Below are 24,502 nucleotides of genomic sequence, written 5' to 3' on the forward strand. Positions count from 1 at the left end.
TACTTAGGGGAGAAAAATGAACAGAAAAAAGATATATAATCCGGAATCAAACGAGCATGTCAACGATCGTCAGATATTCGGCGGAAATCCGACGGGGATCTTCGAGCTGAACGATATCAAATATCAATGGGCCTATAATCTCTGGGAAGTCATGTTAAATAACACCTGGTTTCCAAAAGAGGTAGACCTGACGCGTGATGCAAACGATTATAAAAATCTTACTGATGCCGAAAAAACAGCTTATGACAAGGCTCTCTCGCAGCTTATCTTCATGGATTCGCTTCAAACGAACAATATTATAGATAATATCAATCCGTACGTGACTGCTCCGGAAGTAAATCTTATTCTGGTACGTCAATCGTTTGAAGAAGCACTTCACTCTCAAAGCTATGCGGTCATGGTGGATTCCATCTCTCAAAATTCGGATGAGATATATGATCTTTGGCGTGAAGATATGATGCTTAAGCATAAAAACGATGCAATCGCCGCAGTATATGAACAGCTTGCTAAAGAACCGAGCGAAACAAACTTTCTAAAAGCCTGTTTTGCCAACCAGATATTAGAGGGGATCTATTTTTACAGCGGTTTTGCCTATCTCTATACTTTGGCGCGTTCGGGGAAAATGCTCGGTTCTGCACAGATGATACGTTTCATTCAGCGTGACGAAGTAACTCACTTGGTACTTTTTAAAAATCTTATCAATACGCTTCGCCGCGACAAGCCCTATCTTTTTACAGAGACGTTAAAAGCAGAAGTTATAGAGATGTTTAAAAAAGCGGTAGAACTTGAGAGCCAATGGGGTCAATACATTACACAAGGGCAGATTCTGGGTCTGACAAACGAGATAGTCGACCAATACATAAAATTCCTGGCTGACGATCGTTTGACCTCCGTCGGATTTGAAAAGATCTATAACGTTTCAAATCCTATCAAATGGGTCGAAGATTTTGCCAAGTTCAATGATCAAAAAACGAACTTCTTTGAAGGAACGGTAACAAACTATTCAAAAGGAAGCTTGAATTTTGATGACTTTTAGACCCTTGCAGACAGGAACGTTCTGATGCGTTCTCTGTGCTCTCTTTCCTTTAAGACAATATCCGATTACGAAGAAAATTTAAAGACCCTTATAAGACTGATAGAAGAAACTCCTCAAGATGCACTGGTTGTAGCGCCGGAAGTATGTTTGACCGGTTTTGATTATGAGAACTTTGACAAAGTCGTCGAATTTGCTTCTCATGCTGCCGATGAGATAAAAAAAGTTTCAAAGAAGCGTATAGTCATTTTGACGATCATCGAAAAGATAGACGGCGAAGTATATAACATGGCAAAGATCTTTCATAACGGCGAAGTAGTTTATCAAAGAGGTAAAGCCAGACTTTTCCGTTACGGAGGCGAGCATAACTATTTTGCCGAGGACAGTGACGAGAAGGTTGAAATAGTCGAAGTAGACGGATTAAAACTCGGTGTGCTTATCTGTTTTGAACTTCGTTATAAAGAGTTATGGAAAAAGCTGGAGGGCGCGGATATCATAGCGACCCCGTCTTGGTGGGGAGTCCTTCGTACCGAACATTTTAAAGTTATAACGCAGGGTCTGGCGATAATCAACCAGTGTTATGTGGTTGCAAGCGACAGCGCAAACGAGGACTGCACGAAGCTCAGCGGCATAATAACCCCTTTTGGCGAAGACAAAAGAAACGGGAGTGCAGCTTGTCTGAAAATCGATTATGATAAAAAAGAGGTGCGTGCCATGCGCCGGTATCTGGATGTAGGTATTGGATAATATAACAGCTATGAAAACAGCGCGTTTGGCGCAGGAGATAGAGAAGAAATTTCCTATCTCCAAAGAGGTGTTTGAAGCCATCTCAAAAACAAACCGTGAGTTTTTCGTACCGCGGGGATTTGCACATAACGCATATAAATTAGACGCTTTGCCGATGGGCTCGGCACAATGGATAAGTTCGCCTCTTACGGTTGCAAAGATGACGGAATACCTGAAGCCAAAGGGGGCCGACAGAGTTTTGGAAGTTGGCTGTGGGAGCGGTTATCAGGCCGCCGTGCTTTCACATCTTTTTCGAGGAGTCTTCACCGTAGAGCGTATAGAGTCGCTTCTGCTTGAAGCAAAACAGCGTTTTAAAACGTTAGGAATAAACAATGTCCATACAAGGACGGATGACGGACAAAACGGCTGGATACAGTATGCGCCTTATGACAGGATACTTTTTTCGGCTACTGCAAAAGAGATACCGCCAAAACTGTTTTCTCAGCTTGCGGACGGCGGGATATTGGTCGCTCCTCTTCAAAAGGGGGAGAAGCAGGTCATTGCCCGTTTTACGAAAAAAGGCTCCTCCTTTGTAAAAGAGGAGCTCGAAGAGTGTGATTTCGTACCTATTTTAGACGGCGTGCAAAAATATTAGACCAGCGTCAGTTCTCCGAGATAACTGTGAATGGAGTTTCCTTGTGAAAGCCACTCCAAGATGCCTCCTTTAAGATTCTTGACATCGGTGAAGCCGAGTTTTTTAAGCTGCAGCGCCGCCAATGCTCCGCGGGGGCCTTTGAGGCAGTAGGTCACGATAGGAGCATCCTGTCCGAACTGTTTGGCCAGTTTGTCTATGGCCATAAATTCAAGTTTTCCTCTGGGAATGGTCAATACCGTAGGGGCGTTTATATAGCCTGAGCTGAACTCTTCCGGCTCTCTGACATCGACAAGGACGATATCTTTTGTGATGTTGTAAAGATCTTCGACCTCGATTGACTCTATGCTTTGATTCGCCTCGTCGATAAGCGCTTTTAGATGTTCGGAAAGAAAGACTTCGTCACATCTTTTTACATACTCTTCAAGTTTTGTATTTACGTTTTTCATCTTTTTCCTTTACAAATATGGGATTCAAAAAGAATACCATATAATTGGATATAATAAGAATAAAAAAGAAAGTGGCAGCATGTATGGGATCAATTATTCTAAACCGGAAGTAGTTCTTTTGCAAAATACGGGGATCGGCGTCGCCGAAGCGGCGGCAAGGACTTGTTACGATTCATTTGAAAACAGCGAGAACGAGGTTATAAAGTGTATCGAACACAGTATGCCCGACGAAGCTATGTGCTGCGATATAAACGCTATAGAAGAATCCTCTTTGCTCGATGATCTGGCATGGACCTATTTTCATCATTCTATTTTAGAGCATGCGAATCTGAGTTATCTTATCAGAGGAACCAGCCGCGGCGTACTTCAAGAGCATGCCCGCCACCGTATTCAGGCTATCTCCGTACGGAGTACGAGGTACACTATGAGCTCTGTCATAAATGCGTTTGTGGCTTCGCTTGAGGATGCAGATCCAAAAGCGTTTTTCACAGGAAAAGTATTGGCGTTTGATATGCTGGTGACTTCCGATGAAGCATACAACCGTATAGAGATAGGTGCTATGTTCGATAAACTTTTGTATCAGCTGAAGATGGTGGAAGATTTTTACTCTATCGCCGTCGCAAAGAGCTCCCTGCCTTTGCTTGATGAGCATAAAGGTGCGTCCGAAGCGTTGTTTGACGCACTGCAAAAAGGCAAAAAAAAGCGTAATGTCGGAGATGCTTTTAAACATATCGTAACGGACAATCTGAAAGTCGATATGGTGGTGACGTTCAATCTCAGAAGTTTGAAAAACTATTTCACGCTCAGAGACAGCGGGGCGGCATACTTTCAGATAAAATGGCTTGCACAGGAGATGATGAAAGTCACACCTAAAAAATATTTAGACTTGATAATAAAAAAAGGAAAATCGGATGCGTAAACTTTTACATATAGGCATGTTTGTACTGCCGTTTGCCTTTAGCGGATGCTATTTCACCGTGACTGCTGCGATGTGCGACCAGATACGTTCTGATCCAAACAAGGTAGTGCCGCAGGAGTGCAAAAAATACGATGAGAAAGCGGCAGAAAAAGCATCTACGATAAAACCGAAGCATAATGACAGCGAGATCATAAAATTTGCTCCCGCAGAAGATAAGTGATGAGAGCGGAAGAGCGTTTTTTTAAGGTAGAAGATGATTTTCGTTCGCCTTTTTCAAGGGATCGCGATCGTATCATCCATTCGGGAAGCTTTAGAAAGCTTGAGTACAAGACACAGGTCTTTTTAAATCATGAAGGCGATTTTTTTCGTACCCGTCTTACGCACTCTATCGAAGTTTCACAGATCGCCCGCTCCATATCCAACAGTCTTGGGCTTGAGGAGATACTGGCAGAATCCATAGCCCTTTCGCATGATCTTGGGCATACCCCTTTTGGGCATATCGGCGGCGATACACTTGACGAATGCCTGAAAAAAGACGGACATGAAAACGGCTTCGAGCACAATTTTCAAAGTTTCAGGGTGGTCAGTTCGCTGGAGAAAAGATATAGCGCTTTTGACGGTTTAAACCTTACTTTTGCGACATTGGAAGGGATATTAAAACACTCCTATCCATACAAAAAATCCTTTTTGCCCAAGATAATCGACGAACAGTTCGATCTTTCCACCCACCCCTCCATAGAGGCGATGGTGGTTGATCGTGCCGATGAGATAGCCTATATAAGTCATGATATAGACGACGGTATAAATTCGGGCCTTATCACTTTTGATGATCTAAAAGAGAGCGAACTCGTCTCTTTTATACTCCAAAAGGTGCATGACGAGGGAATAGACAGCCAAAACGGTGAAATGTTCAGATACCGGTTCAGTTCCCATCTTATAAACCATCTCGTATATTCGCTTTTGAACTACTCTAAAGACAAGATTGACAACAGTACTATCTTAACGGCTGCGATCGACGCTAAAGAGAGTCTTCCCGTAGGTTTTGATCAGGAGCTCGAAACACAGATAAAGAAACTTAAAAAACTGCTTTTTGTAAAACTCTACCAAAGCAAGGAGATCATAAGAAAGATGTATGCCGGAAAGCAGGCCATTAGAGGTCTTTACAGCGCTTTGATGGAGGAGCAGAATCTGCTTCCGAATTACTATAAAGAGCTTTTACATGTAAGAAAAAAATACAGAGTCGTAGCCGATTACATCGCTTCAATGAGCGACAGATATGCGATAAAGCTTTATAATGAGTTATATGGAAGAATATAGGCCTTAAAGCCTATATTTGATGTTATTGTTTTAGACCGATAAGAGTCTGAAGAAGCTGATCGGAGGTGGTGATAGTTTTACCGTTCGCCTGGAAACCTCTTTGGATGATGATCAGCTGGGTAAGCGCGCGTGAAAGATCGACGTTTGACGCTTCAAGTGCGGAACTTTGGATAAATCCGCGTCCGCCGTTTGCCGCTGTACCGATGATCGGATCACCCGAGTTCGCAGATTGCGAATATATATTTCCGCCCTCTGTGGCAAGACCTTCGTTGTTCGCAAATTTTGCCATCGCTATCTGTGCAAGACCGAAGCTTCTACCGTTACTGAACGATCCTACAAGCGTACCGCTTTGATCGATACGTATACCTACGAGATCCCCGCCCGTATAACCGTCCTGACTTATACCCGAAGTTGCCGATTTGCTGTCGAAGCTCGTAAGTCCGTCAAACGCGTTTGCCGTACCGACGGCAAGGTTGATACTTTGGTTAGGAGTAGAACCGTTGTTTGCCGTAAAGTTGATACTCGGAGGGGTAAAGGTCGAAAGAGAACCGTCTGGTCCGAATGTTACTGCACCTTCGATTATGTTTGTCGGCATACCCGTTGCACCGCCGGCTATATTTATGACACCCGGTTCCGGTACGGTTATCATGACTTTCCAAGTACTTCCTGTTGTCGGATTGAACTCCGATTTTCTGAAATCTATTTTTACCGTGTGTTTTGAACCGAGTGAATCGAACACGTCTATACTTGACGAGTGTGTCGGAACGTTAAAACTTTGAGATGCACGGGTTCCTGCACTTCCGGTCGGAAGCGCACCGCTTATCGATTGGATCGTCTGGTTGAACTTTACGTTCTCGGTAGTATTGGCATCTACGATACTAGTAACGAGTACATTTAGATCATAGTTCGTTCCGCCGGTATCCGGATTGTGGATTTGAAACTTCCCGGTACTGTCGACGGTAACATACGGACCGGTTCCCGCGGTAGTTATATGATTCGTGCCCGCAAGGATATCTGCAGTATTGGTTGCGTCGGTAACACCACCGCCTGTCGGCAGAGAGTTACGCATAAGTGTCTGCATACCCTGGCGAAGATCTTCACTTGTCGTAAAATAGTATGTGCTTGCCGATGCATCCCAGCCGACGGCGTTAACGGATGCGTCAGTATATCTGAACTGTTTCATCGGTGTATCGTCATCCGTGCTTGCCAAACCGGAAGGATCGCCGGCAACCGTCACGGTGACATCGATATTTTTTGTCGTACCGGTATTATCATTGATAAGCTGGATATGATCTTTTGATCCGCTGCCGGTATCGACGGCGATCGCCGTTACACCTGTTTTGGATGATAACGTATTGATTGCTGCTGCGATAGCTATAGCATTGTCTTCTGAAGTGTTTGCGGCTGCTGTCGTAACCGCCGGAACGTCAAAACCGTTTACGTTTATATCGCCAAGTGAAAGAGCCAATGCACCTGCATCGGTAGTACCGTCAGCTGCCGTTCCCCCGGTGGATGATGTAACCGAAGCCGTTCTAAATCCCATCCATTCACCTTGACCCTGATCCGGTACGGAACCGCTTTGCAGAAGAAAGCTTTCTCCGCTTCCGTTTGTCATGATCCCCATATCTTCACCGCGCTCGATGATATTTCCGTCAGAATCGGTAAAGATATGTGTCGGAGAATTTTCACTGATACCGTCCGTATTGGTGGCTGCATTACCGTCACCTTGCACTGCAGGATTGGATTGATAGAACGTATTATCGTATACCGCTTGAGGTGTGGCAAGAGAGTCGCTTTGATCCAGTATGCCGTCACGATTGAGATCGACTGCCTGTTCGAACTGATCGAGTCCATCTATAGCACTGAAAGTTTGTACGGTGTCACCGGAGTTGAGATTCGCTTTTAGCGTTATCTGCGTACTTGCTTTTGCGGGAGTCGTAAGTCCAGGCGGGATACTTATGGAAGTAATCGGTGCGGTAGAATCCACTTTGCCGGTCGCCTCGTCGCGCAGCCAGCCTTGAATAACGAATCCGTTGTTGTCCACAAAGTTACCCGACGCGTCAAACTTGAAATCTCCCGAACGGGTGTATTGCAAGGTCTTTCCGGCATCGCCGCTGACGATAAAGAATCCGTCGCCCTGTATGGCACAGTCGGTATTTTTATCGGTATTTTGTACGGAACCCTGTGAATGGATACGCGTCATGGAACTCACAGTGGTACCAAGACCGACTTGAGTGGCATTTTTACCCCCAAGGTCGCCTTGAGGGGCAGTTGCTATCTGATTGACCTGTGCCAAGAGGTTTGAAAAATTTGCGCGAGAATATTTAAAGCCGATAGTATTGACATTGGCTATGTTGTTTGATTCGACGTCCATCGCTATTTGATGCGATTGGAGTCCTGATACGCCAGAATATAATGATTTTAACATTTTAAATCCTTTCTGCTATTAAGTAGAGATTATCAAGCAATTTACGTTCCATTTGTTTGTCTCAAATGCTATCTATGCATCTGCAATGCTTTTTGTATCATCTGATCACCTGTCGTGATCAATTTTGCACTTGCATCGTACGCACGCTGGTAGGCTATAAGCTCGGTTAATCCGACATCCGTTCTTACATTTGAACTTTCAAGTTTATTGTTTACGACACCTGCGCCGAGAATATTGTTTCCGTTTGCGTCTTGGTAAAATATGGGCTGGCCGCTGTTTGGAGTTTCTACAAAACGTGAACCGTCCACTCTTTGCAGTCCCTGATCGTTTTGAAAATGAAAAACCCCGATCTTTGCCATAGCAGCCTGTCTGCCGTTCGTAAATGTCGCGATAACGTCGGCGTTTTGGTTTATATCGTATCCGACGAGCTCTCCCGCTTCCAGACCGTTTGACTGGCTTGAAGCCGTTATGGGCGTTATGTTGGAGATGATCCCGTCATAACCGGTTCCAAAATCGATACTGACGGTAGTTCCGTTATTATTGATACTGCTGAGAGTCGAACCGGCTAGCGCTCCCGTATCGTCAAATGTAAGCACGCCGCTTTGCGTGTCGTAAAGCGTACTTGTACCGCTAAGGGTAACCGGCGAAGTGGCGGTAGCGACAACGTCCCAGGATGAACCTATCGCCGGTTGAGGTACGGTTTTTGTGAAGGTAAGATTGAGAACGTTTCTGTTTCCTTGGCTGTCGACCATCGTAGCCCCCATTTTTCTTACTACGTCGTCTTGTCCGAGATTACCCTTAAAAGAGGTAAGCGTCGTAGGTTCTGCGGGATATGTCAAAGTCTCGGGCAGTTTAATACTTGTCTGAGCACTTGCATCTCCTAATTGGGCGGTCGTCTCTTTTGAAGTCAGGATGTTGTTTGTGTCAAAATTGTTTGTGAGTGTCCCAAGAACATACTGCCCGTCGCCGTTAACCAGATCTCTTGAAGCATCGAAGGAAAAATTGCCGGCTCTTGTGTACATAGTTTGTCCGTTGCCCTGAACCCCGAACCAGCCGTTGCCGTTAATTGCCAAATCGGTAGCGCTGTCGGTCAGCATCAATGAACCCGTCTGCATCAATGTAGGTATTGCCTGAACGCCCGAACCGTAACCTACGCTGGAGTTTACAGAAGAGCTTCCAGAAGTAGTTGAGAGAGCATTCTCGAATAAAGATTTAAACTCTACGGTATCGCCTCTAAAACCTACGGTGTCGATATTTGCAAGGTTGTTAGAGGTTACGTCGATTCCGGTCTGCTGTGTTTGCAGACCGGTGATACCGGTGTAAAACGCCTGATTCATGGTTAGTATACCTCTTTGATGTCCGCAAGAGAAACAAAACCGGAACCGACTCTAAGCAGAGTATTCGCACCGTCGAATTTTACTGATTCTATAGGGTATGCACCCACTCTGGTGCTTTGTGTCTGGTTATTGTTGTCCAGATATGTGGCATTGACATGGTATGAACCCGCATCGACAATATTGCCTGCGGTATCTCTGCCGTCCCATGTGAACTGATAGACGCCTTTGGCGTTTGTTCCTACGTCTATCGTATCGACTGTATTGCCGTCGGTATCGGTAATGGTGATAGTGCCGCTTTGAGCATCAGACGGGAAATACATCTCAAAATCCGTAGATGTACCGTCGCCGTTTGCTGCGACCGTATCATATCCCAGATCGGCCATTTTGCCGATAGCCGATATCGTCGAGAACTGCTGGGAGTTTTGCAAAGACGCCGAAAGAGCTTCTAATGCTTTGTTTGTGTTGTCCGTGGACTCGAGTGTCGCCAGCTGAGATGTCTGCTGCAAGATTTTGTCCGTATCCATCGGAGCGGTCGGATCTTGATACTGCATCTCGGTCAGAAGCAGTTTCATAAAGTCATCTTTTCCGAGTATACCGTTAGGATTTGTTCCCGATGACTGGGTGCTTAGGCTCGATGATGTCGATGATGTCGTATCTACGGTTGTCATAATGTATCCTTTATATGTATCGTGGTATCACGATTTCCAAAGAGCTTAATACCTCTTCGTTTGCTTCATCATTATCGAAATATTCATAAGCTTTTTTAGCATTTTCTTTATGATGGCCGTTTTGCTGTTGCTGCTGTTGACTTTGATTGTCAGCGGAGCTGTTAAAGTTTAGTGAAGCATTATTCATTCCATTTTGATTAAGCTGAACTTTCAAATCGCTTGCGTTTTGAGCGAGCGTATTTATGGCGCTCTGATTCGATGAGATATTCACATGCACGTTTTTGCCGCGCTGAACAACAGTCAGATCGACCTCGCCGAGTTTTGCCGGATTCAGCTTTACTTTTATCCTTGTAAAAGGCGGTTTATAATCCTCGATAGCCTGTTTTATATCATGGGCGAGATATTTCACCATCTGTTTGGCTTCATGTATCTTGGCCCCGAGATCCTGATCAGCCTCTTTTACATGCAAAGTGCTCTGTGCATTTGAAAAAACAGGTTTTATGACCTGTGTATCAGATTGAGCGTGTATCTTCGTATCTTTGTTGTCTTGAGAATCTCCATGCAGAAGCTGGCTTAAAACAGATGAATGGGCTTTGTGTTTGGATTCTATCTTGGATTCTGCTTTTGGTTGTGTTTTCAGTTCCGCTGATAAAGCCTGTTTATTGATATTTTTATTTCCGTGAAGGAGCGCGATCAGAGTGCTCTCCGTTTTACTGACGTTTTTTTCGCCTTTATTTTGTTTTTTATCTACCAGTTCGGCCGTGGAGAAGGAAGATGCAAGATTTTGCGATGTTTTGAACAAAGGGATTTTGCTAAGGGAATCGCTTTGTGAAGGCTCCTGCTTTGAAAGTGTAGATGCAGTTTGTGAAGCAGCGGTTTTTACTTCGGGTTTGTCATCCTGTTTTTGTGCAGTTTTGGCGGTACTGTCGAGTTTGATATTTTTCATCTCTTTGCCGGTTTTCACCTGAACAGTTTCGAGTGTTATTTTTTCTACGTCTATACCGACTTTTTTGGCAAGCGCTACCAAACCCTTTGTGGTTTTTGGAAGCTCTTTAATCTCGCCTTTTTTATAAGCGAGGCTGTTTTTTATCTGGTCTTTGAGATACTCTTTTGCATCTTTGATCGCATTTTTCAAGGTTTTTGCATCCATAGCCGCGGCTGCCTGCGGATTGATGATGAAAGTTTTTGAATCTTGCGTAGCATCGTTTTTTAAAAGCGAGAGAAGCTCGCTCTTTTTTGAGCTCTCTTTTGTATCTGTTTTTACGTCTGCGGTTTCTTTAGAATCATTCAGCTCAAGCAGCAACGCACCCTCTTTTAAAGATTTTTTGTCCGTCTTCTGTGCAGATGAAGATGAAATAGATTGCAGAAGTTTAGAAAAATCTTTTGAATCGCCGCTCGAGGATTTATCCGTTAGAGGCAGTTGTGAAGGTGAAGAAGATTTTTCCGCTTTTGTAGCTATCATTATCATATCTATTCTCCGAAGATCTCCCTGCATTAGAGAGTTTTTTATGAAGAAGCAACTTCTATTCCAAAGTATCGTATTTTGTTTGTAATCAATGTGTAATAATGAATATATAAAATTCTGTATCGTGTTTGTCGGCACGATTTCATTTCATTCTTCCTTAAGTGATAGGTGTCGCCTATTTTTCCTATCACTTATATTACTTATAAATACAACTAACAAATCAAGCTGAAATATGAAAAAATTTGTTACAATAACCGTATGATTACATTAAACCTCATTATGGCTGTTTTGGGACTTTTGATCGTTTTGATCGTTCTGGTATTTTTAATAGTGGCGCCAAGCACGGAGGTAAGTAAAACAATAATACAAAAAACATCTTCGGATGTCGTACCCGAAGAAGAGATAAATAAACAGCGCGATTTTGAATCCTTAAGAAGGATCATTAAAAATAAGAGAAGCACTACGAAACAACTGGAAGAAGCGCTTGACCTTATCATACAGCATCATGGGAACATACATCCAAGACTCGGTGTCCGCGCTCATCCCGACTTTAACAAATATATGGATATTCTTTTTACGATATGCAGGCATAAGAATGCGACTTCAAAGATGATCGTAAAATTTGATAAAGAACTTTCGGCTATGAATCCCGATTATCTAAAAGAGATCAACGATGCCATCACAAAAGGGTTGAACTCCAGAGGTGCCTAATCGAGCATCTCCGTTATGTGTCCTTGAACTTTGTGTATGTTTATATTTTGCAGTTTCTCCAAAGACTCGGGAGCTATGACGCCCGTGGCTATGAGATCCGTACCGATAGAATCTGTTATGACCTGAAGCGAGGACAGATCTTGGCTCGTCAGGCCAAGGAAATAGTCGGCCTCCGCTTTTATATATGAGGGACGTAACTCTTTTAGGTATGTATAATCTTCCGATTCCCCTATAAACTCAAATATACCGATTTGTATATCGTGCAGTTCGAAAAGGTCCTTATAGAGCTGCAGATTCTCAGAAGCACTTCTTAAAACCTTGTCGGGAAGCTCGATGATCAGTTTAAACGGCAGGTTTTTGGCATATCTGTTTAGGATATGCTTTAATTCGGCAAACGTCATCGGATCGTCGAGATATTGACTGGAAAGTCTGAGCGAACAGGTCGAACCTTTAAGTTTAGCATTCGGTTCTTTGAATATTTTCAAGACGGCTTTTTTGTATATTTCGATATCAAGTCCAAGCGTGATCGCCGGTGCTATGAATTTGCCGTAAGGATATTTTTGCGCGTCGTACCCTATGACGGAGATGCTCAGTACGTTATGTATGATCTTTTTCGTTACGGTATCTATAACCTTATAGGTATCAAAATATATCGTATTGTGTTCGATGGCAAAATCCAGAGTTTTGCGCCACTCCTCTTTGCCCATGATCTCATGGGTCGTTTCGGCCTTATGAAAATAAACATGGGTCTTATCTACCAGTTTCGCCTGAGAAAGTGCGTAATCGGATGCTCCAAGCAGATGTGAAACCGATTGTTTATGATGATACTCATAGACACCAAACGTGATGTAAGTCACTTTTCTGTCCAGCTCCTTGCTAAGCAGGATATCGCTGGCATGACTCATATAGTGGGCCAAAGAGATGCCGTTCTCTTCACTGCAGGAAGGAAGAAGAATAAAAAATTCCGTACCGTTCATACGTACGACTATGGAGTTTTTAAAATCCTTTGAATGCTGCTTGAGCATTCTTGCGATATCTCCATACAGTTTATCGACTTTTTGACGGCCTACAAGACGGTTTGCCTCTTGTGCGCCTTCTATCGCCAGCATGATGCAGATTCCGCTGGGCACTCCTGCGTCTATCTTTAAATATTCGGGCAGTTTGTTTATCAGATATTTTCTGTTGTAAAGACCTGTGGCTTCATCTTTGTACATCAGTTCCGATTGGCGGCGGAGAGCTTCATTGGCTTTGTTAAATATCTCTTCGACCTTCTGTACCATTATGTTCATGGCCTTTACCACCTCGCGGAAATCCAGAGTATACGGCAGTTTCTCCTGAATGATAAATCTGTTGTTCGAGATAGCTTCGGCCTGAAAACGGATATTTTGAAGCGGTTTTAAAAGTATGCTCAGCAGCAGATAAAGAAACGCGATGGAGATGATGAACGTTATAGAAAAGGAGATGGTCAATGAGTAGAGGATCTTATATAGCTGCGTATATGCCGCAGAAGTAGAACTTTGGACGTTCAAAATGCCTATAGGATTCCATCCTGCCGATACATTTGCCGAAGCGACCGGAGCCTTGATGGGAACAAGGTTCATAAACCATTTGGGGACGTCTATCGAGCTGTTTTCGCTATGGCGTTCGTAAAGCAGTTCTCCCTGCATATCCACAAGGGTGATCTCCTGATAAGCTCCGTTGTCAAAGTTCGCGTTTATCATCGTAGACATCATGGAGATATTTCCGTTTGCGCTTGCAAGAGAAAGGCTCAAAGATGTAGCGGTGTTTTTTGCATCGCTATAGAGCTGTTCCTGCACGGAATCTATGGAGTTTTTAAAATTTACTCCCAATACGATGATAAATATGCTTATCAGTAAAAGAGTGACCAAAAAAGATAGCTGTTTATAAAGCGTCATATTTTTCCTTTTTTTGTGTTTTGAACCAGATCATCCCACTTTTGTGTGGTTTTTTGATGGGCTTTTTTCGCTTTTTTCGATAGCACGTCGCCGTTGAAGTTATAGATAGGTATAAGGTCAGGGCGTTTGCTTGCCGGAAGTACAAAGCGGTTGTTATTATCTAAAATAAGCGGTTCTGAAGCGGGTGTTTCAAAATATGTCAATACCATATGTGCTTCTTTGAACTGGGTGGATTTTACATATGTAAAATACATCTTTTTGGGATCGATGCCGAGATATTTGAGCGCAAAATATTTTGCGATGACGTAATCTTCGCAATCTCCCGCATCCCGAGCTAAAAACTCCCAAGGTGTAGCCCAGTAGTCAGACATATGATAGTTTTTCATATCCGATTCATACTTGACTTGGTTAAAAAAAGTGTTTATGGTGTTTAGCTTGATTATTATGCTCTTATTTTTTAATTCATCCAGTCTTTCTTGCATATAGATAAATCTGTTCCGGGCAAATTTATTATACTTTTTCTCTACATTTTTGATGAGGGATGGCGATACGTACGCCTCCGCCCCCGCAAATGTAAATGGCAGTAATAAGACTAATATGTGCTTAAAAAACATAGGGAAGATTATATCATATAATCTTATGCTCTAATGATGATGCTTTGCCTGACGTTTGTTGAATGCCGCCGCCTTCTCTTTGGGCTCGTTTTTTTCCTCTTTGTAAAACCCTCTGAGATATTCAGGGAGCATTCTCCCCTTTATTTTCAGAAGATCGTTTATCATAGCTTGCGCGACAGTGTCTTTGTTCAGATTTTTCTTTTCAGTAAGATATATAAAAAGGAGTGATGCCTGTCTGTCCAGCGATATTTTATATGTGGATGAGGTCTGTTCATATATCCACAAGCTAAAATCATAAAAATTCTCATAAACGGCATCGTCCGTTTTTAATAACTGCATGGAGTCTTTAAAGTTTCCGCTGTTATAGTAGATATCCCAAAATCTTGAGAATCTTTTCATGTTTTGTATATCTTTGAAGCTGAGTTGTGCATTTTTTAAAATATCGTAAGGCGGGGTGTTTGAGTAAACCATTTCAAAAATTTTGTCATGGCGTGATATGGTCGTGCCGGAGAGTTTTTTTAGAATGCCTATCTGGATCTCGCAGCTGCTCATTTTTACCAGTGTATCGAGGTTTTTGCCAAAACTCTTCAGATCTTCGCCGGGAAGCCCTACAATGAGGTCCAGATGGATATGTGCATTTGTCTCTTTTTCCAAGAACTCGATATTCTCTTTTATTTTCTCAAAGTTCATAGGTCTGCTGATGTTGTCTGCGATCTCGCCGTTGAGTGTTTGAATGCCGATCTCAAGCTGCAAAGCTCCAGGACCAAAAAGAGAGATCTTCTCTTTTATGGAATCGGGAAAATGATCGGGGATGACTTCAAAATGTGCAAAGAATTTTTCATCCCTGCTCAAAAAGAAATCGAGTATCCTGTTTGCAAGATGTATATTTATGTTAAACGTCCTGTCCACGAACTTGAAGTTTCTCGCTCCTCTTCGCCACAGTTCCTCAAACTCCTCTATAAGTATGTCCAGATCGAAGTTGCGTATCTTTTTATCTATCGAAGAGAGACAAAACTCGCACATAAAGGGGCATCCGCGCGAAGCTTCGACATAGATGTAGCGGTTTTTAATATCGTCATCAGTATAGAGTCGATAAGGCAGCGCTAATTTTTTGAGGTTTTCCATAACGGGTTTTATAATGCGCTCATCCGTTTTTTCACCCGAAACTATCTTTTTTGCAAGCCTGTAAAATGCGGTGTCGCCCTCGCCTTGGATGATAAAATCTGCTTTGGTGTAATCGACGCGAAAAGGCTCATGGCTTACTTCTGGGCCGCCTAGGATGATGACGGTTTTTGGAGCAACCTTTTTTATAATTTCTATGAGTTCTTTTACTTCGCCGGCATTCCAGATATATACGCCTATGCCTACGATAAAGGGAGTTTCGTCGAGTATCTTTTCAGCAATACTCTGAATGGCGTCATTGATACTGAACTCAAGGATCTTCGTTTTTTTTGCAAGTTCCTGCATATTTGCACAAATATATCTGAGTCCGAGTGATGAATGTGTAAAACGCGAGTTCAAAGTAGTTAAAATTATATTCATATCGGGATTATATCAAATTTGGATGTAACTGAGAGGAGTTTGATAAAAAGGGGCTAAGCGAAGTAAAGGGGGTAAATCGGCTTAGCCACACTTTAAATTTTTAAGGAGTGTATAAAATGAAAATCTTCAAAAATGTTAAGGGGAGAACATATTTGAGATTTAAAAGTATAAGATGATTAAGTTAACGGTTTGTAAATGTTATATAAAAATTATTTGTGAACAACTCTGTTCCTTCCTTCGTTTTTTGCCAGATAAAGAGCGGCATCACATTTTTTAAAGAGCGAAGCCTCATCATCCTCTTTGTCTCGGTAGGTTGTAACGCCCATACTTATCGTCACATGATCGACCGTGGCAAAGGCATGCTCGTCTATTTTTCTTCTGATATCCTCAGCGAGGCTCATAGTACCGTCTTTACCGGTTTCCGGACAGATTATCATAAACTCTTCTCCTCCGTATCTTCCCAGAAAATCGAGTTTTCGGATATTGTTTTGCAAAATAGCGGCCACACCTTTTAAAACTTCGTCACCCGTATGATGACCGAAGGTGTCGTTGACTTTTTTAAAGTGATCGATATCTATGAGAACAAGAGAGAATACTTCGCCGTATCTTCGCGCTTTTTCTATTTCCAGACTTAAAAGTTCGTCGATTCTGCGTCTGTTAAAGACGTTGGTCAGTTTGTCGATCGTAGAGATGACCTCCAGTCTTTTTTTAGCCGTGATTTCTGTGCCTACCGACATAAAGGAGATTGTCTTGTCATCTATGGTTTTGATGGGGAAGATTGTCTGCTCCAGCCAGTAGCTTTCGCCGTTTTTTGTTTTGTTCTTGATCTCTCCGTTCCATTGGCGGCCGCTTAAGATGGTGTCCCAGATATCTTTATATACGCTTCTTGGGGTATCCTCGTCTTTTATGATATTCATGTTTTGGTTGAGGAGCTCTTTTTTGGAGTAACCGCTCGTTTTGGAAAAAGCGCTGCTGACATCCGTGATGAAACCGTTTAGATTAGTGGTCGCCGTGATGACGTATTTGTCGATGATTTGTGCAAAACGCTGCAGATCGAGGTTGGTGTCTTGAAGTGTTTTTTGAAGTTTCGAAGGTGCCCTTGCCGCATACATGGCAAGAGGAATACTTAAAAGAACGCTCAGCAGAGCCACGATGGCCGATGTGAGCAGATTTTCATTTTTTAGAGATCTTTCTATCTCTTTTTTCGGCTGCAGCAGCAAGACGGCTCCATCGTCGTTTTGCAAAATCTGGTTCAGTTTATACGCAAAAAAGTTTTTTCCTTTTATGCCGCCGGAGAGGATGTTTGAAGCACTTTTTGGAAAATCTTCGTACAGTTTTCTTTTGACTTCGGTATATTTGTTCCATGAATATTTTTCATCGGGATGAACGATATAATTGCCGTCTTTGTCGATGATGTAGATATTGAAGATAGGCGAACTCTGAATAGCGGAGAACATCTGGTGGACGAGCATGTTTAAGATAACGGTTCCGGCAAATTTATTATCCTCAAAAAGAGGAACGGCGATCCTGAAGGTAGGTCTGTAGGGAACTTCTATCTTACCGTTTTCTATGTTTAAGTCGATGTCGGAGTGCCAGATCTTCTGTTTGTTCATCTGTTTTATGGCTATAAAATAATCGCGCAGACTTTTATCCTGTAGTTTTGCCCGGGGGATTATATGGGGAAAGCTTTGCATGTTGTCCCTATCGACGCGGATCATCTCTTTTCCTTTTGCATCTATATATCTGACCTGCATGATATTTTTTTCCGAGTTGGCAACGGTCAAGAAGAGATTGTTCAGTTCGGCCAGTTTTTTCGGGTCTTTGGTTTTTACGTAGTTTATAAGCGTCTTATCGTTGGCTAGGGCTTCTGCGAGGAAGTTCATTTTGTCGATATTTGGTTTGAGGTAGTCGTTGATTTTGCTGTAGGAGATCTCTTGCGCATAACGCTCTATGACGTCTTGTATATTGACCATATGTACGTTGTAGCTGATGAGAGTACTTAGAGCTGTTATGAAAACACCGAAAATAATGAAATACAGAGTAAATACCAGTTTAAAGTTTTTATTTTTCATAAGTAAACCCCTCTTATATGTATTATAACATTAATATCGATATGAAAATAAAGTAGGCTATAATTACGCCATGAGATGGCGAAAATTAAAACAAAAAAAGATCAATAAGAGTTTTGACGCAAAACAGCGCGTCGTTTACCCGAAGTATACCGATAAGATAAAAGGTTTCATAACCGATCTGTTCATGATATATACACCTATACTCTATATCATCACTTACGTCGTTCTAAACGGAAAAGAGGCGTTTCAAGCCTCTGCGCTTGCGCAGTTCAGCGGGGTGACCCTGTACGGGATCATCTATGCGGTATTTATCGCAAGAACGGGTCAGACTCCGGGTAAAAAAGCTTACGATATGAAAGTCGTAGATGCAAAAACCCTGCACAATATCTCGTTTTTGCGAGCATTTTGGCGTTTTGCGGCCTTTTTGTTTACCGCCACGACCCTTTTGGGTCTGCTGCTTCCTTTTTACAGAAAAGACAAGCGTGCTTTGCATGATATTTTAAGCTCTACGGTCGAGGTAGAGAACCGCTCTTGATTTTATGCAGATTCTGATTTCAGCTTTTTATTTTTTTTACTTCGCTATTGTCGGCATCTATGTCATCTTTTTGCCCAAAGTCCTCTCCATGCTCGGATACAGCGGTGTCGAGATAGGTATAGTTTTCGCAACCGCTCCGCTTGTGCGCTTTTTGGTGCCTTTTGCTTTCATTAAAGGGATGAAGCTCAACAAAAAAGCGTTTAACTCCGCTCTTTTGATCATAGTCGTTTCATCCGTACTCTTTTATGCGGCTCTTCATAATTTTTATGCACTGGTATTTACAAACATTCTTTTTGGGATCGGGCTGAGTCTTCTTCTGCCTTATGTGGAGGTGATAGCGCTCAGCGTCATAACAAAAGAGCGTTACGGAAAGGTGAGGCTTTTTGGTTCCATCGGTTTTATCGTCGTGGCGCTCGTCCTTGTGAAATACCTCAGCGGTGTGGATATCGCCGTATTTTATCTCATCTTTATGAGTGTAATGACGGCAATATTCGGGTATCTGGTGGCAAAAAACGAATCGGGAGAGAGTGAAGATACCGATACTTCGCAAAGCGGGAACATAAATATCTTTTCCCATTGGAGCTTGTGGGCGGGACTAACGCTGATGCAGGTGAGCTTCGGTCCTTTTTACAACTTCTTTACTATCTATGAAACGGATCACGGCATCGGTATGGACATGACTATTTATCTATGGAGCTTCGGCGTAGTCATGGAGGTGTTCATGCTCTTTTTTCAGGGCCGTCTTTTGCAAAAAAACCTGCTCGGTATCCTTCAGTTCACGACTTTTATGACCGCTCTAAGGTGGCTGCTTCTGTTTTTGTTCCCGCAGAGCCTTGCAGTATCGTTTTTTACACAGTCCATCCATGCCCTCTCTTTTGCGCTTTTTCATTCGGCGGCGATCAGCTATCTGTTCACGCTTTATAAAAAAAGAAAGCTCGCACAGCAGTTTTTTTTGGGCATAACGTACGGACTCGGCGGATTTACGGGTGCACTTTACAGCGGGTACGTATATGAGTATTTCAGCACGTACCTGTTTTTGAGTTCTGCGTTTGTAGCGTTTACCGCATTTTTATTTGTAAGGCATGAAGCAAAAAAAACAGCATATGCAAGCTAGTCGTTATTTATATGGATGTCCATCTGCGGATAAGGGATGGTGATCCCTTTTTCGTCAAACGTCAGCTTTATCTCCTCTAAAAGAGCAAAATTAACCTCTCCGAAATCATCCGTTTTCACCCAGGCACGAACCGTGAAGTTTACACTGCTTTCTCCCAGTTCGCTCACACCGACAAAGGGAGCCGGCTCTTTGAGTATCCGTTCGTTGTTTCCCAAGATCTCCAAAAGGACGCTTTTTGCGAGCTTGAGGTCGGCATCGTATCCGATACCTATGATATGGTCTATCCTGCGCTGCTCTTTTTTAGAAAAGTTCGTTATGTTTGCGGCTATTATTCTGGAGTTGGGGACGATTATCGTTCTGTTATCGACGGGACTGATGGTCGTGGAGAAGAGGTTGATATCCTCTACCGTTCCGTGTGCTCCGCCTGCATCTATGACATCCCCGATCTTAAAGGGGCGAAACATCATGATAAGCACCGCTGCACCGATGTTTGAAAGTGAATCTTTTAAAGCAAGACCTACGGCCAGACCCACGGCACCGAAAACCGCTACGATGGATGTCGTCGCCACGCCCAGTGTATTGAGCGCTGCCATGATGACGGCGAGCAAAAGGATGAAGTAGACGATGCTCTCGCTGAACTCAACCAGGGTCTTGTCGAGCTTTGATTTTATCATCAGCTTTTTTGATACGGCCGTTATCTTGTGCGCAGCCCATCGTCCGATGATGAAGATCGCCAGTGCACCGAAGACTTTGAAACTGTATTCGCTGACGTAGTTTACGGCCATATCTATATATTTCGTATAATCATGTGAATTAAACATCTGATGACACCTCTTGTTTTAGCTTTTCTATCTTTTTTTCTATCTCTGCATATTTATGCGAATATACGGAGTCTATCTGCGGGCGTAAATCTTTATATTTCAGGTAATTATTGTAAACCTTTTGAGCTGAATCTTTTCTTCCGCGCTTTATGAGTTCAAAGCTTACCGCCGCGTTGATATAGCCTTTTAGAAGGGCGATCTCGTTATTTTTTTCGAAACGGTGCGGAAACCAGAGCGCTTCAAGCGCATCGTGAGCATCGTAAAAACGCTTTTCCTCAAGACATTTCAAGAACTCGTCGAGATACTTAGCGTTCATCTGCCGCCGTCAAGTTTTTCCTCCAATAGCCTCTTCCTCCCTTTAAAGAGATGCAGATATGATCGGGGAATTTTTTTCTGAACTCCGGCAGTCTGTCAAGGGTCGATTTTCCCGTATCGCAGTAAAAGACGAAGACGCTTCCTTTTGGTTCTTTTTTGAGTTCGTAAGGGTTGTAGACGACACTGTCGGCTTTTTCTATGGAGGAGAGTATGGTGTCTATTAGCAGAACTTTTATACCCTCTTTTTCGAGTTTTTGTTTGTTTGCAAGGTATTCCTTTTGCGTCCATTCATCAGGAAAATCCATATTCTCTCCCATATTTTACTTTTTTAGAAATTATATATTATTAGATTTACTCCCTCTTTAAGAGTAAAACCTAGTTTTTCACTTGTTACGCTTTATTATATTGCGTATTTATTGTTTTCAGCCTCGATTTGCCTACAGGATATAGTATAATATTTATACTTTATAGAGGCATCTAAGATGTCTGTAATAGGATACAATTTCGTATGGCAAAGAAAAATAAAAAATCGACGAAGATAAATATAAAAATACGAAACTTTTTTGGCGGTGATCCATTTGATGTCGGTATAGAGCGGGTAGGAGAGAAGACTCTCATCGAGCTTGCTCACACAATAGGTCTGTATGACGTAGAATTTACAAAAAAAGAGCTTCTTCGCGCGCTTCGCCAGCTTTGGTCTACAGGCGATATGACGGTGCGCGAGGATATACTGCATTTTTTTATTGAGGACAAGATCCTCTATCCTCCGCTTGCCCCAGCAGAGCCGAGCATGGAAAAAGAGGAGAAGATAGAGTCTCTTTTAGAAGAGTTCAAAGACATCACTCCGGAAGAGAGAGTGGAACTTTTCGGGATATTTTTGGATGTCAGGACAAAAAAGATAAGCTATGCAAAAATAGAGTCCAAGCTTCAGCACCTGCGATTTGAGAAGAAAAAACAGAGACTGCAAAAAGCGCTTGAGGGGACGTTTGATCTTGAGGACAGGCTGGAGTTCAACGCTTCTGTAGCCATTACCTTCAAAGAGCAGAGCTTTAAAAAGATAACGGTCTTAAAAACAGCTATGATAGATATTGACGAGCTGATGCAAAAGGATGAGGAGTCTTTGATCAAAAAGATATCCTCTTTAAAACAAAGAACTGCCGATAAAAAACAGAAGGATGTGGACGAGTTTGTCAAGAATCTTAAGCAGCCGCACCCTTACTTAAGCGACGAACAGATACTAAATGCTTTAAAAACTGCAAACCCTACGGCTGATCTGAAGCTTCCTCCTCTGAACAAAAATGTTTTAAAAGCCGTTTTAAAAGCCAATGCGGATGTAAGCGATCTTTATGTAAGCGAAGCGGATGTCGTTTTGATCACGGATGCCAAGTTCGTCTTTAACGAGCTTGACAAAAGTATCGATTATGAAGTGCATACGACCATAGAACTTCAAAAGATACTAAAGAACATCTGGAGGGGTGAAAAGTTCTCTCTCGACAGATTGATTAAAAAAGCCAGAACTGAACAGGAAGAGGATTTCAGGTCCGAGTTTAACCTGCTTGTAGAGGAGTGCCAAAAAGCCTCAACCCTGCTGCTGCTGCCAAGAGCAGAGCTTTTGGAGATGGTATATGAACATCTGTTCATATACCTGGACAACACTCTGTCCATCTCTCCAAAGACGCAGAGAAAGATCATTTACGCTTTTAACAAATCTATCCAGGAACAGCTTTTAAAAAGACAGCGCCAGATGCTTCTTGCACGTACGATAAGAGATTTTAAAAATCTTTTTCCGCTTGCACGCTCCATGAAAAGAGAGCTGATACTGCATATCGGACCGACTAACAGCGGAAAGACCTACGAGGCTTTGAAAGTCTTAAAAAATGCGGATACGGGTTATTATCTTGCACCTTTAAGACTCTTGGCGCTGGAAGGGTATGAGGACTTGAACGCAAGCGGTGTGGATGCTTCGCTTATTACGGGAGAGGAACAGCTCATAAATGAAGAAGCGACACATATCAGTTCGACCATAGAGATGCTTAACTTCGATGTCGACGTAGATGTGTGCGTCATCGACGAAGTACAGATGATAGACGACCGCGACCGCGGCTGGGCGTGGGCAAACGCCATCATCGGGGCACCGGCAAAAAAGATCATCATGACGGGTTCGGTCAACGCCAAAGAAGCGATAATCGAGCTTGCCAAGTATCTGGGAGAAAAACTCACCATCGTCGAATTCGAGAGAAAAAACCCTCTCAAGCTGCTCACAACGGCAACCGCTATCGCTGATGTCAGACCTGCGACGGCCATCATCGCATTTTCAAGAAAGGATGTTCTGCGTTTGAAGCAGAACTTCTCACGCAACTTCAAAGTAAGTGTTGTTTACGGAAACCTTTCGCCGGAAGTAAGACGCGAAGAAGCTAGAAGATTCCGTGAAAAAGAGACCGATATTTTAATAGCTACCGATGCGATAGCGATGGGGATGAACCTTCCCATCAAGACCATACTTTTTTCAAAGGTTGTGAAATTCGACGGAGAAAAAGACAGGTTTCTTACCCCTTCGGAAGTGCATCAGATTGCGGGGCGTGCGGGAAGATACGGACTAAACGAAATAGGGTATGTCGGTGCGCTTAAAAACGACGCTTTGCATGTGATAGAAAAAAATATGTCAAAACCCGCCAAAGAGGTGGATATTCCTTTTAAAGTGATGGCAAATCTCGATCATATCAGGCTGGTAGGCTCCATTTTGGAAGAAAATTCGCTGGCAAAGATATTGGAGTTCTTTGTAGAGAACATGAAGTTTGACGGACCCTTTACCGCTGAAAACATAGAAACAATGCTTGAAGCCGCGAAGATAGTCGACGGCTACAATCTCGATATCGCCGAGAAGTATCATCTGGCTTCCGCTCCGCTAACTTTAAAATCACCCTACATCATGGCGTCTTTTGAGCGCTACGTCCACAAACTCGAACAGCGTGAGCCTATCTATTACCTTCCGCCGGAACTCAAAAGCGAGTTTGCAAGCACGATGGACGAGCTGCTTGAGATAGAGGATCGGGTCAAAGAGATCACGCTGTATCTGTGGCTCAGTTACAGATTTGAAGATTTCTTCGTAGATGCGGACAATGCAAGGCATTTCAGGGGTGTTTTAAACAGATATATAGAAAACTCGCTTAAAAACAGCCATTTCGTTCCAAGATGTAAACTCTGTACGAAGCCGCTTCCGCTCAACTCCAATTACGGCATTTGTCAGAGCTGTTTTAGAAAGAACTATAAGCATAAAAGCAGTAAAAGATGAGGGACTGGTATTTTTGCGATTATTATGCTACAATTCGCGTTCAAAAATTTTAAAGAAAGTGGGTGATGTGAATGCCTGGTATCGTATTACGTCATGACGATAATTTTGATGCAGCTTACCGCCGTTTCAAGAAACAAACAGATAGAAATCTGATTGTTACTGAAGCTCGTGCTCGCCGTTTCCATGAAACAGAGACCGAAAAGCGTAAGAAAGACAAAATTAGCGCTCGTAAGAAAATGCTAAAACGTCTTTATATGATGAGACGTTATGAATCACGCCTGTAGTAATTAGCCCTTCGGGGCTTTTTGCTCACCTCTGTAAACTCTCCTTCTGCCAACCGTTTAATCTGATATAATTTTAACGACACCTATAAAAAAGGCTAGACCATTTTTTCAATTAACAATCCATTATCCGAACAGTTTCGCTCATTTTATACAAAAAACAAGTTCGACGACCTTGAAGCAGCACTGGAATATTTCACTGTTTTTGGCGGAGCGGATATCAAGATAGATATCAAAAAACCTCTGTATGAACTTATTGTAGAACATATCCTTACAAACTATAATTTCCTTCATA

General features: G+C 42.7%; 23 protein-coding genes. 11 read left to right on the forward strand and 12 right to left on the reverse strand.

Annotated features, from left to right (window positions below; translation table 11 throughout):
* The first annotated feature begins 16 nt into the window (after window positions 1–16).
* The 3 genes from WCY03_RS00060 to WCY03_RS00070 are packed head-to-tail and all read left to right on the forward strand — an operon-like array spanning window position 17 to window position 2,414.
* Window positions 17–1,036, forward strand: a complete 1,020-nt coding sequence (locus WCY03_RS00060) for a ribonucleotide-diphosphate reductase subunit beta (protein ID WP_345992969.1) — start codon at window positions 17–19, stop codon at window positions 1,034–1,036.
* Window positions 1,037–1,060: 24 nt separating this feature from the next.
* Complete coding sequence (locus tag WCY03_RS00065) at window positions 1,061–1,780, forward strand: carbon-nitrogen hydrolase family protein (protein WP_345992970.1); 720 nt, start codon at window positions 1,061–1,063, stop codon at window positions 1,778–1,780.
* Window positions 1,773–2,414 carry a protein-L-isoaspartate(D-aspartate) O-methyltransferase gene (locus tag WCY03_RS00070; protein WP_345992971.1) on the forward strand — a complete coding sequence of 214 codons (642 nt, stop codon included), beginning with the start codon at window positions 1,773–1,775 and terminating at the stop codon, window positions 2,412–2,414. Before WCY03_RS00065 ends, WCY03_RS00070 begins: the two co-directional genes overlap by 8 nt.
* Here the strand turns inward: WCY03_RS00070 and WCY03_RS00075 are convergent.
* Window positions 2,411–2,860 (reverse strand): rhodanese-like domain-containing protein, encoded by a 450-nt coding sequence (locus WCY03_RS00075; RefSeq protein ID WP_345992972.1) that lies wholly within the window; start codon window positions 2,858–2,860, stop codon window positions 2,411–2,413. The genes WCY03_RS00070 and WCY03_RS00075 overlap by 4 nt on opposite strands.
* A 79-nt stretch (window positions 2,861–2,939) precedes the next feature.
* On the opposite strand from WCY03_RS00075, the gene WCY03_RS00080 reads away from it, so the two are divergent.
* Genes WCY03_RS00080 through WCY03_RS00090 form a run of 3 tightly spaced genes read left to right on the forward strand, consistent with a single transcriptional unit; the run spans window position 2,940 to window position 5,096 of the window.
* Window positions 2,940–3,779: an FAD-dependent thymidylate synthase gene (locus WCY03_RS00080; RefSeq protein WP_345992973.1), complete on the forward strand. Its 840-nt coding sequence runs from the start codon at window positions 2,940–2,942 to the stop codon at window positions 3,777–3,779.
* Window positions 3,772–3,999, forward strand: a complete 228-nt coding sequence (locus WCY03_RS00085; protein WP_345992974.1) for a hypothetical protein — start codon at window positions 3,772–3,774, stop codon at window positions 3,997–3,999. The genes WCY03_RS00080 and WCY03_RS00085 overlap by 8 nt, the downstream gene beginning before the upstream one ends.
* A complete protein-coding gene (locus WCY03_RS00090; protein ID WP_345992975.1) occupies window positions 3,999–5,096 on the forward strand; it encodes a deoxyguanosinetriphosphate triphosphohydrolase in 1,098 nt (365 codons plus the stop codon). The genes WCY03_RS00085 and WCY03_RS00090 overlap by 1 nt, the downstream gene beginning before the upstream one ends.
* Window positions 5,097–5,118: 22 nt before the next feature.
* Here WCY03_RS00090 and flgE read toward each other — a convergent pair whose 3' ends face one another.
* The 4 genes from flgE to WCY03_RS00110 form a co-directional block, all read right to left on the reverse strand.
* Complete coding sequence (gene flgE, locus WCY03_RS00095; RefSeq protein WP_345992976.1) at window positions 5,119–7,524, reverse strand: flagellar hook protein FlgE; 2,406 nt, start codon at window positions 7,522–7,524, stop codon at window positions 5,119–5,121.
* A gap of 68 nt (window positions 7,525–7,592) precedes the next feature.
* Window positions 7,593–8,861, reverse strand: coding sequence for a flagellar hook-basal body complex protein (locus WCY03_RS00100; protein WP_345992977.1), 1,269 nt, complete (start codon window positions 8,859–8,861; stop codon window positions 7,593–7,595).
* A 2-nt stretch (window positions 8,862–8,863) separates the two neighbouring features.
* A complete protein-coding gene (locus tag WCY03_RS00105) occupies window positions 8,864–9,529 on the reverse strand; it encodes a FlgD immunoglobulin-like domain containing protein (protein WP_345992978.1) in 666 nt (221 codons plus the stop codon).
* Between the two features lie 10 nt (window positions 9,530–9,539).
* Window positions 9,540–10,997, reverse strand: a complete 1,458-nt coding sequence (locus WCY03_RS00110) for a flagellar hook-length control protein FliK (protein WP_345992979.1) — start codon at window positions 10,995–10,997, stop codon at window positions 9,540–9,542.
* Between the two features lie 255 nt (window positions 10,998–11,252).
* Here WCY03_RS00110 and WCY03_RS00115 point away from each other — a divergent pair, with 255 nt between their 5' ends.
* Entirely contained in the window at window positions 11,253–11,705 is a 453-nt protein-coding gene (locus WCY03_RS00115; RefSeq protein ID WP_345992980.1) for a hypothetical protein, read from the forward strand.
* Here the strand turns inward: WCY03_RS00115 and WCY03_RS00120 are convergent.
* The 4 genes from WCY03_RS00120 to WCY03_RS00135 form a co-directional block, all read right to left on the reverse strand.
* Window positions 11,702–13,621, reverse strand: coding sequence for a LapD/MoxY N-terminal periplasmic domain-containing protein (locus tag WCY03_RS00120; protein ID WP_345992981.1), 1,920 nt, complete (start codon window positions 13,619–13,621; stop codon window positions 11,702–11,704). The genes WCY03_RS00115 and WCY03_RS00120 overlap by 4 nt on opposite strands.
* Window positions 13,618–14,103 (reverse strand): transglutaminase-like cysteine peptidase, encoded by a 486-nt coding sequence (locus tag WCY03_RS00125; protein ID WP_345992982.1) that lies wholly within the window; start codon window positions 14,101–14,103, stop codon window positions 13,618–13,620. Before WCY03_RS00125 ends, WCY03_RS00120 begins: the two co-directional genes overlap by 4 nt.
* Window positions 14,104–14,265: 162 nt before the next feature.
* On the reverse strand, window positions 14,266–15,777 hold the full coding sequence (locus WCY03_RS00130; protein ID WP_345992983.1) for a DUF4080 domain-containing protein: 1,512 nt from the start codon (window positions 15,775–15,777) through the stop codon (window positions 14,266–14,268).
* A gap of 209 nt (window positions 15,778–15,986) precedes the next feature.
* The gene (locus WCY03_RS00135) at window positions 15,987–17,849 is read right to left on the reverse strand and encodes a diguanylate cyclase (RefSeq protein ID WP_345992984.1); all 1,863 of its coding nucleotides are present in this window, start codon (window positions 17,847–17,849) and stop codon (window positions 15,987–15,989) included.
* Between the two features lie 70 nt (window positions 17,850–17,919).
* On the opposite strand from WCY03_RS00135, the gene WCY03_RS00140 reads away from it, so the two are divergent.
* A complete protein-coding gene (locus WCY03_RS00140; protein WP_345992985.1) occupies window positions 17,920–18,384 on the forward strand; it encodes an RDD family protein in 465 nt (154 codons plus the stop codon).
* A gap of 4 nt (window positions 18,385–18,388) precedes the next feature.
* Entirely contained in the window at window positions 18,389–19,498 is a 1,110-nt protein-coding gene (locus WCY03_RS00145) for an MFS transporter (protein ID WP_345992986.1), read from the forward strand.
* Here WCY03_RS00145 and WCY03_RS00150 read toward each other — a convergent pair.
* From WCY03_RS00150 to WCY03_RS00160, 3 genes are read right to left on the reverse strand one after another with little or no spacing between them, the layout of a single operon-like run.
* On the reverse strand, window positions 19,495–20,319 hold the full coding sequence (locus tag WCY03_RS00150) for a mechanosensitive ion channel domain-containing protein (RefSeq protein ID WP_345992987.1): 825 nt from the start codon (window positions 20,317–20,319) through the stop codon (window positions 19,495–19,497). The two genes, WCY03_RS00145 and WCY03_RS00150, sit on opposite strands and share 4 nt — an antisense overlap.
* A complete protein-coding gene (locus WCY03_RS00155; protein ID WP_345992988.1) occupies window positions 20,312–20,635 on the reverse strand; it encodes a DUF309 domain-containing protein in 324 nt (107 codons plus the stop codon). The genes WCY03_RS00150 and WCY03_RS00155 overlap by 8 nt, the downstream gene beginning before the upstream one ends.
* Window positions 20,625–20,939, reverse strand: coding sequence for a hypothetical protein (locus tag WCY03_RS00160; RefSeq protein WP_345994091.1), 315 nt, complete (start codon window positions 20,937–20,939; stop codon window positions 20,625–20,627). The genes WCY03_RS00155 and WCY03_RS00160 overlap by 11 nt, the downstream gene beginning before the upstream one ends.
* Before the next feature lie 203 nt (window positions 20,940–21,142).
* Here WCY03_RS00160 and WCY03_RS00165 point away from each other — a divergent pair, with 203 nt between their 5' ends.
* Complete coding sequence (locus WCY03_RS00165; protein ID WP_345992989.1) at window positions 21,143–23,926, forward strand: helicase-related protein; 2,784 nt, start codon at window positions 21,143–21,145, stop codon at window positions 23,924–23,926.
* A gap of 71 nt (window positions 23,927–23,997) precedes the next feature.
* Window positions 23,998–24,210 (forward strand): 30S ribosomal protein S21, encoded by a 213-nt coding sequence (rpsU, locus tag WCY03_RS00170; protein WP_345980027.1) that lies wholly within the window; start codon window positions 23,998–24,000, stop codon window positions 24,208–24,210.
* Window positions 24,211–24,502 lie beyond the last annotated feature (292 nt).

Source organism: Sulfurimonas sp. HSL-1716, assembly GCF_039645975.1.
In the GTDB taxonomy this organism is placed as follows: domain Bacteria; phylum Campylobacterota; class Campylobacteria; order Campylobacterales; family Sulfurimonadaceae; genus Hydrocurvibacter; species Hydrocurvibacter sulfurireducens.